The 16,077-nt window shown below is 59.0% G+C and carries 17 protein-coding genes; 7 read left to right on the forward strand and 10 right to left on the reverse strand.

The annotated features are described in order from the left end of the window. The 6 genes from livM to AC3IP0_RS02655 all read left to right on the forward strand — a co-directional run bounded on the left by livM (nt 1) and on the right by AC3IP0_RS02655 (nt 5,554). Nucleotides 1-1,284, forward strand: a complete 1,284-nt coding sequence (gene livM / locus AC3IP0_RS02630; protein WP_489318138.1) for a high-affinity branched-chain amino acid ABC transporter permease LivM — start codon at nt 1-3, stop codon at nt 1,282-1,284. Next, complete coding sequence (locus AC3IP0_RS02635) at nt 1,281-2,153, forward strand: ABC transporter ATP-binding protein (protein WP_489318139.1); 873 nt, start codon at nt 1,281-1,283, stop codon at nt 2,151-2,153. The genes livM and AC3IP0_RS02635 overlap by 4 nt, the downstream gene beginning before the upstream one ends. Beyond that, nucleotides 2,150-2,866, forward strand: a complete 717-nt coding sequence (locus tag AC3IP0_RS02640) for an ABC transporter ATP-binding protein (protein WP_007979701.1) — start codon at nt 2,150-2,152, stop codon at nt 2,864-2,866. Before AC3IP0_RS02635 ends, AC3IP0_RS02640 begins: the two co-directional genes overlap by 4 nt. Before the next feature lie 293 nt (nt 2,867-3,159). Next, nucleotides 3,160-3,408: a hypothetical protein gene (locus AC3IP0_RS02645; protein WP_489318140.1), complete on the forward strand. Its 249-nt coding sequence runs from the start codon at nt 3,160-3,162 to the stop codon at nt 3,406-3,408. A 297-nt stretch (nt 3,409-3,705) separates the two neighbouring features. After that, entirely contained in the window at nt 3,706-4,476 is a 771-nt protein-coding gene (locus AC3IP0_RS02650; RefSeq protein WP_150813602.1) for an SDR family oxidoreductase, read from the forward strand. Nucleotides 4,477-4,648: 172 nt separating this feature from the next. Further along, on the forward strand, nt 4,649-5,554 hold the full coding sequence (locus tag AC3IP0_RS02655; protein WP_489318141.1) for a cation diffusion facilitator family transporter: 906 nt from the start codon (nt 4,649-4,651) through the stop codon (nt 5,552-5,554). 23 nt (nt 5,555-5,577) lie between these two features. Here AC3IP0_RS02655 and AC3IP0_RS02660 read toward each other — a convergent pair whose 3' ends face one another. The 7 genes from AC3IP0_RS02660 to AC3IP0_RS02690 form a co-directional block, all read right to left on the reverse strand. Next, nucleotides 5,578-6,711, reverse strand: a complete 1,134-nt coding sequence (locus tag AC3IP0_RS02660) for an AGE family epimerase/isomerase (protein ID WP_489318142.1) — start codon at nt 6,709-6,711, stop codon at nt 5,578-5,580. A 201-nt stretch (nt 6,712-6,912) separates the two neighbouring features. After that, the gene (locus AC3IP0_RS02665; protein WP_489318143.1) at nt 6,913-7,485 is read right to left on the reverse strand and encodes a HupE/UreJ family protein; all 573 of its coding nucleotides are present in this window, start codon (nt 7,483-7,485) and stop codon (nt 6,913-6,915) included. 29 nt (nt 7,486-7,514) lie between these two features. Beyond that, nucleotides 7,515-8,129: an urease accessory protein UreG gene (gene ureG, locus AC3IP0_RS02670; protein WP_090452850.1), complete on the reverse strand. Its 615-nt coding sequence runs from the start codon at nt 8,127-8,129 to the stop codon at nt 7,515-7,517. A gap of 23 nt (nt 8,130-8,152) precedes the next feature. Then, the gene (locus AC3IP0_RS02675; RefSeq protein WP_489318144.1) at nt 8,153-8,827 is read right to left on the reverse strand and encodes an urease accessory protein UreF; all 675 of its coding nucleotides are present in this window, start codon (nt 8,825-8,827) and stop codon (nt 8,153-8,155) included. Then, nucleotides 8,824-9,324 carry an urease accessory protein UreE gene (gene ureE / locus AC3IP0_RS02680; RefSeq protein WP_150673196.1) on the reverse strand — a complete coding sequence of 167 codons (501 nt, stop codon included), beginning with the start codon at nt 9,322-9,324 and terminating at the stop codon, nt 8,824-8,826. Before ureE ends, AC3IP0_RS02675 begins: the two co-directional genes overlap by 4 nt. A 201-nt stretch (nt 9,325-9,525) precedes the next feature. Next, entirely contained in the window at nt 9,526-10,158 is a 633-nt protein-coding gene (locus tag AC3IP0_RS02685) for a TetR family transcriptional regulator (protein WP_046039880.1), read from the reverse strand. 173 nt (nt 10,159-10,331) lie between these two features. Beyond that, the gene (locus AC3IP0_RS02690; protein WP_150727852.1) at nt 10,332-10,802 is read right to left on the reverse strand and encodes a hypothetical protein; all 471 of its coding nucleotides are present in this window, start codon (nt 10,800-10,802) and stop codon (nt 10,332-10,334) included. Nucleotides 10,803-11,189: 387 nt separating this feature from the next. Here AC3IP0_RS02690 and AC3IP0_RS02695 point away from each other — a divergent pair, with 387 nt between their 5' ends. Continuing rightward, nucleotides 11,190-13,259: an AsmA family protein gene (locus AC3IP0_RS02695; protein ID WP_489318145.1), complete on the forward strand. Its 2,070-nt coding sequence runs from the start codon at nt 11,190-11,192 to the stop codon at nt 13,257-13,259. A gap of 70 nt (nt 13,260-13,329) precedes the next feature. Here AC3IP0_RS02695 and AC3IP0_RS02700 read toward each other — a convergent pair whose 3' ends face one another. The 3 genes from AC3IP0_RS02700 to AC3IP0_RS02710 form a co-directional block, all read right to left on the reverse strand. Beyond that, the gene (locus AC3IP0_RS02700; RefSeq protein ID WP_489318146.1) at nt 13,330-14,019 is read right to left on the reverse strand and encodes a hypothetical protein; all 690 of its coding nucleotides are present in this window, start codon (nt 14,017-14,019) and stop codon (nt 13,330-13,332) included. A 77-nt stretch (nt 14,020-14,096) separates the two neighbouring features. Then, entirely contained in the window at nt 14,097-14,870 is a 774-nt protein-coding gene (locus tag AC3IP0_RS02705; RefSeq protein WP_489318147.1) for a hypothetical protein, read from the reverse strand. Between the two features lie 205 nt (nt 14,871-15,075). Then, nucleotides 15,076-15,990, reverse strand: a complete 915-nt coding sequence (locus AC3IP0_RS02710; protein ID WP_489318148.1) for a LysR substrate-binding domain-containing protein — start codon at nt 15,988-15,990, stop codon at nt 15,076-15,078. Between the last annotated feature and the right edge of the window lie 87 nt (nt 15,991-16,077).

The raw sequence follows: 16,077 nt of genomic DNA on the forward strand, positions 1-16,077 counted from the left end.
ATGTCTTCAACCACTAAAAAAACCATTGATATCAAAAAAAGTCTGGTTGACGCGATTCTTGCCGGCCTCATTGCCCTGATTGTGTTCGGGCCGATTGTCGGCGTCGTTCTCGATGGCTATGGCTTCAACCTGGAAACCACCCGGGTGGCGTGGATCGTGGCGATCGTCATGGCCGGCCGCTTTGCCCTGAGCATGTTCCTGCAGACAGCCAGGGGCCTGAGAATTCTCGAAGGCTTTGAAACGACAGGCTCCGGGGTGCATGTACTGGCGCCGGACTACAAATCGCGGTTGCGCTGGATCATCCCGCTGATGATCGTTATCGCCGTGGTGCTGCCGTTTTTCTCCAACTCCTACCTGCTGGGCGTGGTCATCCTCGGGTTGATCTACGTGCTGCTGGGGCTGGGGCTGAACATCGTGGTCGGCCTGGCCGGCCTGCTCGACCTTGGTTACGTGGCGTTCTACGCCATCGGTGCCTACGGCCTGGCGCTTGGTTATCAATACCTTGGGCTGGGTTTCTGGACGGTGTTGCCGCTGGCGGCGATCACCGCCGGTCTGGCCGGTTGCATCCTCGGGTTCCCGGTGCTGCGCCTGCATGGCGACTATCTGGCGATCGTGACCCTGGGCTTCGGTGAAATCATTCGGTTGATCCTCAATAACTGGCTGTCCCTGACCGGCGGCCCGAATGGCATGGCAGCGCCGTTGCCAACCTTCTTCGGCATCGAGTTCGGAAAAAGGGCGAAAGAGGGTGGAGTGCCGTTCCATGAGTTCTTCGGCATCGCCTACAACCCTGACGTGAAGTACTACTTCATCTACGTCGTGCTGTTCCTGGTGGTCCTGGCCGTGCTGCACATCAAGCATCGCCTGACCCGCATGCCGGTCGGCCGCGCCTGGGAAGCCCTGCGCGAAGACGAAATCGCCTGCCGCTCCATGGGCCTGAACCACGTGCTGGTCAAGCTCTCGGCGTTCACCATCGGCGCCTCGACGGCCGGTCTGGCCGGGGTGTTCTTCGCCACCTACCAGGGCTTCGTCAATCCGACCTCGTTCACCTTCTTCGAATCGGCACTGATCCTCGCCATCGTGGTACTGGGTGGCATGGGTTCGACCATAGGCGTCGTAATTGCAGCCTTCGTGCTGACCGTTGCCCCGGAGCTGCTGCGTGGCTTTGCCGAGTACCGCGTGCTGCTGTTCGGCATCCTGATGGTGTTGATGATGATCTGGCGACCGCGCGGCCTGATTCGGATCAGCCGTACCGGTGTGACCCCGCGTAAAGGAGTAGCGCCATGAGCGAAGTCGTACTCAGTGTAGAAAAGCTGATGATGCACTTCGGCGGCATCAAGGCGTTGAGCGATGTCAGCCTGAAAGTGCACCGCAACTCGATCTTCGCCCTGATCGGTCCTAACGGCGCCGGCAAAACCACGGTGTTCAACTGCCTGACCGGGTTCTATAAAGCCTCCGGCGGCAAGATCGAACTCAACATCCGTGGGCAACAGACCAACGTCATCAAGTTGCTGGGCGAGCCGTTCAAACCAACGGATTTCGTTTCGCCGAAATCCTTCGCCAGTCGGCTGTTCTACAAGGCATTCGGCGGCACCCACCTGGTGAATCGTGCAGGCCTGGCGCGGACCTTCCAGAACATTCGTTTGTTCAAGGAAATGTCCGTGCTGGAAAACCTGCTGGTGGCCCAGCACATGTGGGTCAACCGCAGCATGCTGGCCGGCATCCTCAACACCAAGGGCTATCGCAAGGCCGAAAGCGATGCGCTGGACCACGCGTTCTACTGGCTGGAAGTGGTGGACCTGGTGGACTGCGCCAACCGCCTGGCCGGTGAGCTCTCCTACGGTCAGCAACGCCGCCTGGAAATCGCCAGGGCCATGTGCACCCGTCCGCAGATCATCTGCCTCGACGAACCGGCCGCCGGCCTCAACCCTCAGGAAACCGAAGCGCTGAGCGCGATGATCCGGCTGCTGCGCGACGAGCATGATCTGACCGTGGTGCTGATCGAACACGACATGGGCATGGTTATGAGTATTTCCGACCACATCGTGGTGCTGGACCACGGCATCGTCATCGCCGAGGGTGGACCCGATGCGATTCGTAACGATCCGAAGGTGATTGCGGCCTACCTGGGCGCCGAAGAAGAGGAGGTGGTATGAGTAAACCCATCCTCGAACTCAAGGATCTGGACGTGTTTTACGGCCCGATCCAGGCCCTTAAAGGCGTCTCGCTGCACATCAACGAAGGCGAAACCGTCAGCCTGATCGGCTCCAACGGCGCCGGCAAGTCGACCCTGCTGATGTCGATCTTCGGTCAGCCACGGGCGGCGGACGGGCAGATCCTCTATCAGGGCGTGGACATTACCCACAAGTCGTCCCACTACATCGCCTCCAACGGCATCGCGCAATCGCCGGAAGGGCGGCGGGTGTTCCCCGACATGACCGTCGAGGAGAACCTGCTGATGGGCACCATCCCTATCGGTGACAAGTACGCCAAGGAGGACATGCAGCGCATGTTCGAGCTGTTCCCGCGGCTCGAAGAGCGGCGTACCCAACGGGCGATGACCATGTCCGGCGGCGAGCAGCAAATGCTCGCCATCGCCCGGGCCCTGATGAGCCGGCCGAAGTTGTTACTGCTCGATGAGCCAAGCCTGGGCCTGGCGCCGATCGTGGTGAAGCAGATCTTCGCCACCCTGCGGGAACTGGCCAAGACCGGCATGACCATCTTCCTGGTGGAACAGAACGCCAACCACGCCCTGCGGTTGTCGGACCGGGCGTACGTGATGGTCAACGGCGAAATCCGCATGACCGGCACCGGCAAGGAGCTGTTGGTTAACGAGGATGTGCGTAACGCCTATCTCGGCGGGCACTGAGTCTGCTTTGTTATGCACAAGCCCCGGCGCGCAATCGCCGGGGCTTTTTTACACCTCCAATATCCCACTAATCCCTGTGGGAGCGGGCTTGCCCGCGAAGACGGCGTCAAATTCAACATCATCAGAACAGATCCACCGCTTTCGCGAGCAAGCCCGCTCCCACAGGGTTTTGGCATGCCCCCGGGAAATTGTGGAAAACAATATTCCCAAGCTCGCAAAGCGCGACATAAAGCCGCTGCAAATAGTTGTTTTGTCACAGTTTTGACTTGTCCCCGTTTGCTGTGGAAGCGGCTGTGAATAACGTGGGAGTAGCTGGCTGGAGGCCTTTTAAACCGTGGCCTGCAGAGGTGTGGTTGTTTTTTGATCAGGCGTTTTTGCGCAGCTTGAACGCCGCTTTGTCAACCTTTTTGTTCGGGATGAAAATGCATGGAATCGGCGTGGACAAGCCTGTGGATAAGTCTGTGACTAAACTCTGGAAAGACTCGGCTGAAGGCCGTGGTTACTGGCTTGACGCCATCGCCGGTTTGACCCGTCAGTCATGAAAATGGCCAAGGGCTACACAGCAGGCGGTTGAGGGTCAAGCAAAAAAGTTTCAAAACCCCGCGCAAAGCCTTATGGATAGCGGCTTGCAGCTTTTCCACTTGCCCCCAAAGACTGTGGACCGGCCTGTGGATAACGTGCGCGTACATGGCTGTAGGCCACGCTGGTCAAGGGCTTGCCGGGATTGAGCGTTTTTTGAACAGTTTGAACGGTGGTTGCCGCTGTGAACAAGGCCGGGCATGCTGCCTGCTGATTTTCTATTCCAATGGCTGGCGATCAGCCGAAGCAAGGAGAACACGATGTCCAACACCCTGTTTATTACCGGCGCGACCTCCGGTTTTGGTGAAGCCTGTGCCCGTCGTTTTGCCGAGGCCGGCTGGAAACTGGTGCTGACTGGCCGTCGTGAAGAGCGCCTCAATGCACTGTGCGCCGAGCTGTCGAAGCAGACCGAAGTCCATGGCCTGGTGCTCGATGTGCGCGATCGCAAGGCCATGGAGGAGGCGATTGCCAATCTGCCGCCATCCTTTGCCAAACTGCGCGGGTTGATCAACAACGCCGGGCTGGCCCTGGGTGTTGACCCGGCGCCCAAGTGCGACCTGGACGACTGGGACACCATGGTCGATACCAACGTCAAAGGCCTGATGTACAGCACCCGTCTGCTGTTGCCACGCCTGATCGCCCACGGTCGTGGCGCCGGTATCGTCAACCTGGGGTCCATCGCCGGCAACTACCCGTACCCGGGCAGCCACGTGTATGGTGCGACCAAGGCGTTCGTCAAACAGTTCTCCGTGAACCTGCGCTGCGACCTGCAAGGCACGGGCGTACGGGTCAGCAACATCGAGCCGGGCCTGTGCGAGAGCGAGTTCTCGCTGGTGCGTTTTGCCGGTGACCAGGAGCGCTACAACGCCACTTACGCCGGTGCCGAGCCGATTCAGCCGCAGGACATCGCCGAGACCATCTTCTGGGTACTCAATGCCCCGGCGCATATCAACATCAACAGCCTGGAGCTGATGCCGGTCAGCCAGACCTGGGCCGGGTTTGCGATTGATCGCAGTGGTGGTAAGGCTTAATACCGAGTCATCGTTCTTCGCGAGCAAGCCCGCTCCCACATTAGACCGCGATCCAATGTGGGAGCGGGCTTGCTCGCGAAGGGGTCGGCTCAGGCGACACAAAGCTTCAGCTAGACTCCTCCCTCAAGCAACCCGCCACACCCGGCGGTCTAGAGGTTTTAGAGGAGATCAAGTGAGTAATCGAGGCGAGCAGTCGCTGCTCAAACAATCGACCTTCCTGATGCTCGCCGTGACATTCGCCGGGATCATCACCGGTTTTGTTTCGGGCGCCCAATCCATCCTGTTCGATGGCTTCTTTTCGTTGATCGCGGCCTTCATCAAGGTCCTGATGCTGATCACCGCCCGGCTGATCGCCAAGGAAAGCAATCAGCGCTTCCAGTTCGGTTCCTGGCACCTGGAGCCCATGGTGCTGGTGATCGAAGGCTGTTTCATATTTCTGGTGGCCGTTTATGCGTTTCTCAACGGTGTGTTCGGCATCATCAATGGAGGCCGCGAGGTCGAACTCGGGCTGGTGATCCTCTACGCGGCGGTGTTCACCGTCGTTGAGCTCATTTACTTCTTCTACGTCCGCCATCGCAATCGCACACTCAAATCATCGCTGATCCAGTTCGACAACATCAGTTGGCTGGTGGACGCGATGCTGTCGGCGGGACTGCTGGTGAGTTTCCTGATCGCGCTGCTGCTCAAGACTCAGGGTTATGACAAGTGGGCGGTGTATGTCGACCCGATGATCCTGATCCTGCTGGCCTTGGGCATGCTGCCCCCGGCGTTCAAAATCCTCGGACCGGCACTGCGCGATGTATTGGGGATCGTCCCGGATCAACTGGACGACAAGGTGCGCCAGGTGATGGATGTGGCGAAGGTCGAGCATGGTTTCGACGACTACATTTCCTACGTGCAGAAACACGGCAGGGCTTGTTTTATCGAGATTCACATCGTATTGCCGAAGGATTACTGGCTGGACGGTGTGGGGCAACTGGACAGTTTGCGCGAGGAGATTTCCGCGAAGCTCGGTAAGCCGGATGCAGCGCGATGGCTGACCATCAGCTTTACCGGGGATCGCAAGTGGACTGAGTGATTGGATTTCACCTCGCCACCCAGTCAGCCGAGATATTGCGCCAGCCCGCGATAACAGGTCGCCAGGTGATAAGGCGTGGTCGACGGCATGTCGCGGCGGCTGACTTCACCGTGCTCGTCACGGCACTCAAACCAGCCTCCTGCGTGCAGCGAGCGTTGCTGCAACGCCTGCAATTGGCGCAGCACGACAGTCTCGCTGTCCCGACGCAGCGTCAACGCGCGCAGGTACTCCGCCTGGGCCCAGATACGCTGCGTGGCATCCCGCACGCCGCCCTCCGCTGCGAAGTCGAGCATCGCCCGCACGGCGCCAGTCTGCTGATCGACGCCCGCTTGCTCGGTTAGGGCGAAGGCCCGTTCCAGATCGGCATGCAGCGACGAATTGCGCAACAGCGCCGAGGATTCCAGCAGGAAATACCACTCGAACTGATGCCCCGGTTCAAACCAGTTATCCACAGACCCCAGCGGCTTTTCCATCAACACGCCATGCTGCGGATCGATGAAGCGCGCGTGCATGGCTGTGCATAACTCGACGAGCGCCTGTTGCACGTCGAGGTCTTCACGCACCGACAGGGTGGCGAGGAAGGCTTCGGCCAGGTGCATCAGCGGGTTTTGCAAAGGGCCGCTGTCCAACGATGCCCAGTCGCGGTCGAGCGTGGCTTCGTACAGACCGTCGTCCGTGGCGAAACGCTGCGCGACCACTTCCAGCGAGGCGTTGAGCACCGACTCCACCAGCGGCTCGCGGACCTTGTCCCAGTAATGGGCGCAGGCGAACAGGATGAAGGCATGGGTGTAGAGGTCTTTGCGCTGATCCAGCGGCGCACCTTGTGCATCGACGCTGTAGAACCATCCGCCGTGCTCGGCATCGTGGAAGTGCCGCTGCAAGGAGCGGAACAACGCGGCGGCACGCTCGTCGGCGCCCGGCACCTGACCGATCAGGCTGGCAAACAGATACAACTGCCGCGCACAGGCCATGGCCCGGTAGCGTTGCGGTGGCAGCGGTCGGTGTTCGGCATCCAGCGCCTCGTAGGGCAACGCCATGTCGGCGTTCCAGCCCGGACCTTGCCAGAGTGGCACGATGACGTTCAGGAAGTGCTGTTGCACCGAGGTGAACAGGGCGGTCAGTTCAGGCTGAGAGGCGGAGCGGGAAACAGGCGGCATTGGCTGGCGTCGTCACGGCAGGGGCGATTGCGCGACATGTTAACAGAGAGGTCGGCCTGAGCGATGCGGTGTCTGTCAGGCCGCCTTCGCGAGCAAGCCCGCTCCCACAGGGACTCGCGGTGTACATGCGTTCGTAACCACACCACAAAAACCTGTGGGAGCGGGCTTGCCCGCGAAGAGGTCAGGTCAGGCACTGAGGAATCAACCCGCCAGCAACCACACCCCGGTCGCCGCCGAAACCGCGCCCGCCAGTCGCACCAGAGGCGCTGCGGCCTGCGGCAACATTCGCACCAGCGCATAACCGGCCGCGTGCAACACCGCCGTCGCCGCGACAAAGCCTACGGCATAGGTCCAGGGACTCGACATGTCCGGCAACTCAAGACCATGGGCCACGCCATGGAACAGCGCAAACAACGCAGTCGCGCCAACTGCCATGCTCAGCGGTGGGCGCACCGCCAACGCCACTGCCAGGCCCAACGCGAGCACCGACGCAGCAATCCCGCTCTCCAGTGCCGGCAGGCTCAATCCTTCAAAACCCAACAGCCCACCGATCAACATGGTGCCGACAAAGGTGCTCGGCAGCGCCCAGCGTGCAGCACCTTGTTGTTGCGCAGCCCAAAGACCGACCGCCAGCATCGCCAGCAAGTGATCGAGACCGTCAAGCGGATGGCTGATACCGGCGATCAAACCATTGTCGCCATGCCCCGGATGGGCGAAGGCGAGGGCCGGTGCCAGCAGCAAGGCCAGGGCGCCGAGAATGCGTTTGAGTTTCATGGATAAGCTTCCTTGTTGATAAGTCGTGATCAGGCCGCGGTCAGCAAACCCTGGCGTTCGATGAAGGCGATGATCTCTTCCAGACCCAGGCCGGTTTTCTGATTGCTGAACACGAACGGCTTGCCATTGCGCATGCGCTGGGTGTCGCTGTTCATCATCTCCAGCGAGGCACCGACCAGCGGCGCGAGGTCGATCTTGTTGATCACCAGCAGGTCGGATTTGCAGATTCCCGGCCCGCCCTTGCGCGGCAGCTTGTCACCGGCCGAAACGTCGATCACGTAGATCGTCAGGTCCGACAGTTCCGGGCTGAAGGTCGCGGAGAGGTTGTCGCCCCCGGACTCCACGAGAATCAGGTCCAGCCCCGGAAAGCGGCGGTTGAGCTGATCCACGGCTTCGAGGTTGATCGAGGCGTCTTCGCGGATGGCCGTGTGCGGGCAGCCACCGGTTTCCACGCCGATGATGCGCTCCGGTGCCAGGGCTTCGTTGCGCACCAGAAAGTCGGCGTCTTCGCGGGTGTAGATGTCGTTGGTCACGACGGCCAGGTTGTAGCGCTCGCGCAGGGCCAGGCACAGGGCCAGGGTCAGGGCGGTTTTGCCGGAGCCGACCGGGCCGCCGATGCCGACACGCAGGGGTTGTGCGTTCATGTGATTCTCCAAAATAAAAGGCCCTAGGAACGGAACAGGCGGCTGTACTGGCGCTCGTGGGCCATACACGCCAGGGACAGGCCGAAAGCGGCGCTGCCGTAATGATCGGGATCGATTTGAGTGGCGTTCTGTTGAGCCTGTTGAAGCAGCGGCAGCAGTTCGCTGGTCAGGCGCTGGGCGGCTTGCTGACCCAGGGGCAGGGTCTTCATCAGCACTGCCAACTGGTTTTCCAGCCAGCTCCAGAGCCATGCGGCCAGGGCGTCCTGCGGGCTGATCTGCCAGGCGCGCGCGGCCAACGCCCAACCCAGGGCCAGATGTGGCTCGCTGCGTTGTTCGAGGAAGGCACGGGCCGGCGCGTCGAGTTCCGGCAAGCCATTGAGCAATTGCTGCAACGAGTAGCCCATCTGTCGGCTCTCCTGATGCAGCTCGCGGGTTTCGCGACTGGCGCGATGTGCTTCACTGCTCTGCAGCAATTCGTCCCAGTTTTCCTCGCTGGCGGCCACGCAATGGGCGAGCAGCAAGGGTGCTTCGAAGCGTGCCAGATTCAGCAGCAACTGATCGCTGATCCAGCGCCGGGCGCTGTCGGGATCGTTTACGCGGCCGTTATCCACAGCCATTTCCAGCCCTTGGGAATAGCTGTAGCCGCCAATCGGCAGTTGCGGACTGGCCAGGCGCAACAGCGCCCAGGCCGGGTTCATGTGCGTACGCCGAACTGGTGCAGTTTCGGCGCGTAGTTGAAGTCTTCATCGCCGTGGCGCGAGTGATGATGGCCACCGCCGTAGGCGCCGTGTTCCGGCTGGAACGGCGCCTCGATGTTCACGGCAACGGCACCGAGTTGTTCGAGCATGGCCTTGAGCACGTAATCGTCGAGCAGGCGCAACCAGCCGTCGCCGACTTGCAGGGCGACATGGCGGTTGCCCAGGTGATAGGCCGCGCGGGTCAGTTCGAAGGCATTGGCGCAGGTGACGTGCAGCAATTGTTCGGGGCGGGCGCAGACCCGCACGATTCGTCCGTCTTCGGCTTGCAGGCATTCGCCATCATGCAATGGCGGCTGGCCGCGCTCCAAAAACAACCCGACGTCTTCGCCCTCGGCACTGAAACAGCGCAAACGGCTTTTGCTCCGGGCTTCGAACGTCAGGTGCAGTTCGGCGGCCCAAACGGGTTGAGGGTCGATTCTGCGATGAATCACCAGCATCGGAAGGCTTCCAGCAATGGACAATGCTCAGGCTAGAGCAAGGGGCTTGCCAATCGAGGTGATGCGTAGGAAATGGCTGAAGGAAGCGTGGGGCGGGTGTCGAAGGCGTGAGTTTTCTGGTTGAAGTTGGTGCGTTGTTTTTGAGTCGCGCACCAAGTTGAAGCGATGAGGCTCAATGTGGGAACGGGCTTGCTCAGGAGGTTACTCAGTACTTCCAAGCCCTTGCCAATGCTTGAGGCCGATAAAGATAAACCGCAGTTGCTGGGTGATTTTCGCCTGGGGCGTCAGGTGCTCGGGCAAGGCCTCGGCTGGTGGATCGATGATGTCTGGCAGGGTGGCGAACACGCTCTTGACGATCAGATCCGCCATGACGCTCAGGTCGGCGATGTCCAGATGCTGCAGTTTCGGCATCAGTGACAAATCCGCCGCCAGGTCCGAGCTGATGTCTTCACGCAAACGGCCGATGGCCTGGCGCACCGGCAGCGAACCGCCGTATTGCTCACGGGCGAGAAACAGGAACTGCGAACGGTTGGCGCTGACCACGTCGAGAAAGATCCGTACCGAGGCATCGATGATGCCGCCCATCACGAATTCGTTGTGTCGTACCAGGCGAATGGTTTCGCGAAATGTCTGGCCGACTTCGCTGACCAGCACCAGGCCCAATTCATCCATATCGGCAAAATGCCGGTAGAAACCGGTCGGTACGATTCCGGCGGTTTTCGCGACTTCGCGCAGGCTCAGGCTGCCGAATCCTCGGCCGCCATCCATCAGGCGCCGGGCAGCGTCCATCAGGGCGTTACGGGTTTGTTGTTTCTGTTCGGCGCGGGGCAGCATCGCAAGGGCGTTTTCTGGACTGGGACGCGGCGCACTCTAGCAAATCGGCTTTGCCGGCGTCGAACGACTGTGGGGGGGATCAAGCGGGGAAGTGCGGCATCTATCAAGTGGACCGCTGAAAAGTCAAAAGCCCAATCCGGTGATTGGGCTTTTTTTCAAGGCTGCCATGAGGCTTAGCTCAGGTCGCTGTTGCGTTCGATTACACGGTCACCACCGCCTTCAGCGAGGGTTTGACCTTGTGGAGTGCGATCCGAACCGTCGGCGGCAAGGGTCTGGCCTTGTGGAGTACGGTCGGAACCATCAGCAGCCAGGGTTTGGCCTTGTGGAGTACGGTCGGAGCCATCAGCAGCCAGGGTTTGGCCTTGTGGAGTACGATCCGAACCATCTGCGGCGAGGGTCTGGCCTTGTGGGGTGCGGTCCGAGCCATCCTGAGTGATCAGGCCTTTTTCTTTCAGGCGATCATTACCACCTTCGGCAAGGGTCTGGCCTTGTGGGGTACGGTCGGAGCCATCGGCGGCGACGGTCTGGCTGAACACCGAGTGGTTCTGTTTCACTTGTGGAGTGGCCTGGTCAGCCGCTGGCAGGGCAAAAGCAGTGCTGGCCAGCATCGAGAGTGTAAGGCTAAGCAGTAGTTGGCGTTTCATGATTGTTTTGCTCCGTGGGGGTGCGAATAAGTGGGTACGAGAGCAATGCTACTCTCGATAAGTCGATATGAAAGTTCATAAACGCAATGGTAATAATCAACGGAATTGATTGTTTGCTGCGGAAGCTCTAGATCGGGCGTTTCCGGCGAACAGTCTTGCACCGAAGTGGGTATTTTCGACCCACCTTTGACGTGCAAAAGTGCAGGTCAGGTAACGCCGGTCGACTGGCTGGTCAGTATTGGACTGGACGGATTCGGCGAAATCGGTCTATCGATTAAACCTGCCGGTTTTTTATCAGTCGTAGATTTCATGGCGGGTCGCTTGCGGCTCACCGTTTCACATGTGCGTCGCAGTCGGGGCGCTCAGTCGTATCAGGAGCCCTGTGCAATGACGCGCACTCAAAAAACGTTTGTCTGGACCCTTTCCACTTTTCTTACCTTGTTGATGGTGCTGGTGCTGATCATCGTGTTCTTCGACTGGAACCGGATCAAACCGCCGCTCAACGCCAAAGTTTCCGAAGAGCTGCACCGCGCTTTCGCCATCAACGGCAATCTGTCGGTGGTCTGGCAACCCGAGTCCGATGAAAGCGGCTGGCGCGCCTGGGTACCGTGGCCTCATGTGGTGGCCGAAGACTTGAGCCTGGGCAATCCAGACTGGTCGAAACAGCCGCAGATGGTCACCCTCAAGCGGGTGGAACTGCGTATTTCTCCCCTGGCATTGCTGGCGCAGCGGGTAGTGATCCCGCGTATCGACCTCACCGAGCCCAATGCCCAACTGCAACGCCTGGCTGACGGGCGCGCCAACTGGACCTTCAAATTCGACCCAAAGAACCCGAACGCCGAGCCTTCGAGCTGGGTGGTGGATATCGGTGCGATCGGCTTCGACAAGGGCCATGTCACCCTCGACGATCAGAGCCTGAAGACTCAACTCGACGTGCTGATCGATCCATTGGGCAAACCGATCCCGTTCAGCGATATCGTCGGCGACAAAGCGGCGAAAGCCGCGCAGGAAAAGGGCTCGTCACCCCAGGATTATGCGTTCGCCCTCAAGGTCAACGGCCAGTACCACAGCCAGAAACTCGCGGGCCAGGGCAAGATTGGCGGGTTGTTGGCGTTGCAGGACGCGGCACGGCCGTTTCCGCTTCAGGCACAGGTAAAGATTGCCGATTCCAGCGTTGAACTGGCCGGCACCCTGACCGATCCGCTGAACCTCGGTGCCCTGGACCTGCGCCTGAAACTGGCCGGCACCAGCCTGGGCAACCTCTACCCGCTGACCGGTGTGATCCTGCCGGACACGCCACCCTATGCCACCGACGGCCATCTGATCGCCAAGTTGCACGAGGCGGGTGGTGCGGTGTTCCGCTATGAGGAATTCAACGGCAAGATCGGCGAAAGCGACATCCATGGCAATCTGACCTACGTGGCCAGCCTGCCAAGGCCAAAACTCAGCGGCTCGCTGTTGTCCAATCAATTGCTGTTCGCTGACCTGGCACCGCTGATCGGTGCCGACTCCAACGCCGAACAGAAAGCCCGGGGCGGTGACAGCAAACAACCGGCGGACAAAGTGCTGCCGGTCGAAGAGTTCAAGACCGATCGCTGGCGCGATATGGACGCCGATGTCGAGTTCACCGGCAAGCGCATCGTGCACAGCGAAAAACTGCCGTTCAACGACCTCTATACCCATCTGGTGCTCACCGATGGCGTGCTCAGCCTCGAGCCGCTGCGTTTCGGCGTGGCCGGCGGCAATCTGGATGCGCAGATTCGCCTGAACGGCCACACCGATCCACTGGAGGGCCATGCCAGACTCACGGCCCGAGGCTTCAAGCTCAAGCAGTTGTTCCCCGGCTTTGAACCGATGAAAACCAGTTTCGGCGAACTCAACGGCGACGGTGATATCAGCGGGCGCGGCAATTCGGTGGCCAAACTGCTGGGCAGCGCCAATGGCAATCTGAAAATGCTGATCAACGATGGTGCCATCAGTCGCGAATTGATGGAGCTGGCGGGCCTGAATGTCGGCAACTACGTGGTTGGCAAGATCTTTGGCGACAAGGAAGTGAAGATCAACTGCGCCGCCGCCGACTTCGGCATCCAGTCCGGCCTGGCGAGTACCCGCTTGTTTGTGTTCGACACCGAGAACGCCGTTATTTATATCGATGGCACGGCGAACATGGCGACCGAACAACTAGACCTGACCATCACCCCGGAATCCAAGGGCTGGCGCCTGATTTCATTGCGCTCGCCGCTGTATGTGCGCGGCAAGTTCATCAAGCCCGATGCCGGGGTCAAGGCCGTGCCGTTGATGTTGCGCGGAGCCGGGATGGTGGCGCTGGGCGTGATCGCCGCACCGGCGGCAGGGTTGCTGGCGCTGGTGGCACCGAGTGGGGGCGAGCCAAATCAGTGCGCGCCGTTGCTGGAGCAGATGAAAGCGGGCAAGGCGCCCAAAACAGTCAAAAACTGAAGGGCGCCAGTGAGCAGTGTTCAAGCGCCCCAATTCCGGGACGCTTGAACGTCTTGCGATGCTGGATCTTTCAATTCAAGCCGAGGGGCGCCGGAATATGCAGTAACTCCGTTGCCATCTTGTTCCCCAGTTTCTTTAGGACATCATCTCTTACCTCATTGTATTGGCTCCCATCCAGTAAGGTGCACAACTGCCAGCAGTTGGTCTGACGGTCGTTACTGGCGCTCAGTACAGGCTGGTCGAGAATATCGATCGCAAGTCCGTTGGCCACTTCGAACGCCACTTGCTGGGTTACCACGGTTTTATCGTTGCGAATAATCGTCAGCAATACAGCCGTTGAAACCGCTGTATCCGGGTTGGCTTTGCTCACGGTAGCGTTTGATTGAAGTTTCTCGACGATCGTACTGATCGCCGGTGAATCAGGCTCGAGCTTTATCAGTTGAGCAAAGGCGTGGGTGAGCGCTTGCCGTTCATCTTGTGGCAGGGCACTCTCGGTGCTTTGTTCAATAACAGTCAAAAGACTGCTGTTTTCAAATGCGAGTTGCTGGGTCGCCCGGCTATTGACAGTCCAGCCAATTTTTTGAACGGTAGCTGTGTAAGTTGACCAGGAAACTTCGCGGTTGCGGCTTTCTTTTGCTGCTACCAGTTCGCAGTACAGGCTGGACGCCAAAATATCTTTTTTAAAGCTGTCAGTGTGCGAGCCGCAAAATATCGTGATGTTACCGTTGACGATGTAGATATCCAACAGTGCTTTTTTCATAGGTTGTCCTGCGCGGAATTTTGTGCGGTAACTTATTTAAATCGGATGACTCATCTACGATTTAAATGCACGAGTAATTATGAAAAATCCGGGAGGTTTTCGATGAATTTTAGCCGCTCTGCCTGATATTTTTTATAGAGGGCATCGCGTATTTGGGAGAACGTTTTAATGTCAAGATTGGCACGCACAGCGCCTGTTTTAATGGTGGTTGACTGTTTGGTCGATTTCCAGAACAGGATACCTTTCGTGCTTTCCCGGGCATCCAGGGATATGCAGTTAAGGAGCATGTTGGGTTGCCCGCTATTATCAAGCCATACCGGTGCGATATCGAATTTTGCCTGTGCGCCAAGCTTTTTATTTGTTTCAAAAATGGTGATGGCGCCCGGATTGTTTTGGACCACCTCAAGTGCTTTTTTCGCAATGTTGGCCAACACTTGAGCCGCATTACTGCCAATCGCTTCTGCTGCCACTTCAAAGGCAACCTGATCCATCGTCAGGCCGACTTTCCTGATCGTGGTCTCTTGCATGTTCTTGTCTTGGATCACCCAGCCGAGTTTGCTCATGCCGTCAACATAGCAACGGTACCATTCGAAGAGTTGCGCATCTTCGGGGAAACGTTTGGTGGCAGTGTTCTGCATGACCAGTTTGCACAAGTTGACGTCGTCGATGATTTCCTGCGAAACACCCGGCAGGAAGGCATCGATGGTGTCCGGCATGACACTGGCGGTTGGTTTGTCGATGTCGTGTTCGGGCTTGTTCGAGAACCCGGAAATTACAGGGGCGGGGCGTAGCGTCTGGATAGGTAAGGACGGCAGGGAGTCAATAAATTCGAGTCGTTGTTCAAGTAGCATGAAAGTATTCCTTTACTTGTTTGATTGAACAGCTCGTTGGCTGTGGTTGTTAGAATAGGTCAATTATTTTTGAAGTATAGGTGGTGTTTGTAACTATAGGTTTTTAGTTGTGTTTGAAGTTTTTGTTTTATTGTGGTTTTAGTTAGGATTTGAGGGGTTAAGTTGTTGTTTGACTTGCCGACGTTTGAACTGTCCTGGTCCCGAATCAGCGCAACACATGCCCGGACAACAATGCCTCTTCACGCAACCACGCAAAAAAAGCCCGAACTGGTGGATGTCGCTCACGCCCCGGCACGCACAGTGCGCTGTAGCCAGCGCCATCGACCTGGACTTCCCCCCGGTATGGCAACAACAGTCCACTGGCCACGCTTTCCGACACCAGGATATTGCTCGCCAACACCAGACCTTGCCCGGCAATCGCCGCTTGCAGGGCGTAGTGCTCTTCGTCGTATTCACGCACGGCGGGCCGGCCGCTCAGCCAGGTTTCGCCGGAGCGAGCGCACCAGGCCTCCCAGCCGTGGGCATAGAGTTTGGAGTTGTGCCAGCGCACGCTGATCAGCGTGGGAGTGCGACTCGACGCCAGGGCCACTTGTTCAGGCGAACCGTAGACACCGAAGGACTCATCGAACAGGCACTGGCCGTACAGGTTGGGGTAATCATCGAGGCTGTAGCGCAGCACCATATCGACACTGGCGTCCTGATGCAGATCGATGACTTCGCAGTGGGTATCGAGGCGCACGTTGATGTTCGGGTGCCGAGCGTAGAAGCGTCCCAGTCGTGGCACCAGCCACAGGGCGGCGAAGGCAGCGGTGGTGGAGACCGTCAGGTTGGCGCCGCTGCGTTGTGGGCGCAGGGTATCGACACTTTGCGCCACTTCAAGGAAAGCCCCGTGCAGGCTCTGGAACAGCCGTTCGCCGCATTCGGTCAGGCGCACCTGGCGTGGCAGACGCTTGAACAACGGAACGCCGAGCCAACTCTCCAGGGAGCGGATCTGATGGGACACCGCCGTCGGGGTGACAGACAGTTCTTCGGCGGCGGCCTTGAAGCTCAACAGGCGTGAGGCGGATTCGAAGGCCCGCAGGGCGGTCAACGGCAACGAGGCAAACATTGAACACTCCATGGATGAAATGGATTCATCCAGACTGATTTCTGCTCATTTGAACGAGGACGCTGGTGAGCTTCAAGCTGCAAGCCACAAGCCGTTTGA

The sequence above is a fragment of the Pseudomonas sp. GL_103 genome, from assembly GCF_057835175.1.

Coding starts and splice junctions, on each gene's coding strand:
- AC3IP0_RS02690 (WP_150727852.1), bottom strand. CDS start 10,802: ATGAAACGCCAACTACTGCTTAGCCTTACACTCTCGATGCTGGCCAGC.
- ureG (WP_090452850.1), bottom strand. CDS start 8,129: ATGAACGCACAACCCCTGCGTGTCGGCATCGGCGGCCCGGTCGGCTCC.
- AC3IP0_RS02710 (WP_489318148.1), bottom strand. CDS start 15,990: ATGGAGTGTTCAATGTTTGCCTCGTTGCCGTTGACCGCCCTGCGGGCC.
- AC3IP0_RS02650 (WP_150813602.1), top strand. CDS start 3,706: ATGTCCAACACCCTGTTTATTACCGGCGCGACCTCCGGTTTTGGTGAA.
- AC3IP0_RS02675 (WP_489318144.1), bottom strand. CDS start 8,827: ATGAACCCGGCCTGGGCGCTGTTGCGCCTGGCCAGTCCGCAACTGCCG.
- AC3IP0_RS02660 (WP_489318142.1), bottom strand. CDS start 6,711: ATGCCGCCTGTTTCCCGCTCCGCCTCTCAGCCTGAACTGACCGCCCTG.
- livM (WP_489318138.1), top strand. CDS start 1: ATGTCTTCAACCACTAAAAAAACCATTGATATCAAAAAAAGTCTGGTT.
- AC3IP0_RS02705 (WP_489318147.1), bottom strand. CDS start 14,870: ATGCTACTTGAACAACGACTCGAATTTATTGACTCCCTGCCGTCCTTA.
- AC3IP0_RS02700 (WP_489318146.1), bottom strand. CDS start 14,019: ATGAAAAAAGCACTGTTGGATATCTACATCGTCAACGGTAACATCACG.
- ureE (WP_150673196.1), bottom strand. CDS start 9,324: ATGCTGGTGATTCATCGCAGAATCGACCCTCAACCCGTTTGGGCCGCC.
- AC3IP0_RS02695 (WP_489318145.1), top strand. CDS start 11,190: ATGACGCGCACTCAAAAAACGTTTGTCTGGACCCTTTCCACTTTTCTT.
- AC3IP0_RS02665 (WP_489318143.1), bottom strand. CDS start 7,485: ATGAAACTCAAACGCATTCTCGGCGCCCTGGCCTTGCTGCTGGCACCG.
- AC3IP0_RS02635 (WP_489318139.1), top strand. CDS start 1,281: ATGAGCGAAGTCGTACTCAGTGTAGAAAAGCTGATGATGCACTTCGGC.
- AC3IP0_RS02640 (WP_007979701.1), top strand. CDS start 2,150: ATGAGTAAACCCATCCTCGAACTCAAGGATCTGGACGTGTTTTACGGC.
- AC3IP0_RS02685 (WP_046039880.1), bottom strand. CDS start 10,158: ATGCTGCCCCGCGCCGAACAGAAACAACAAACCCGTAACGCCCTGATG.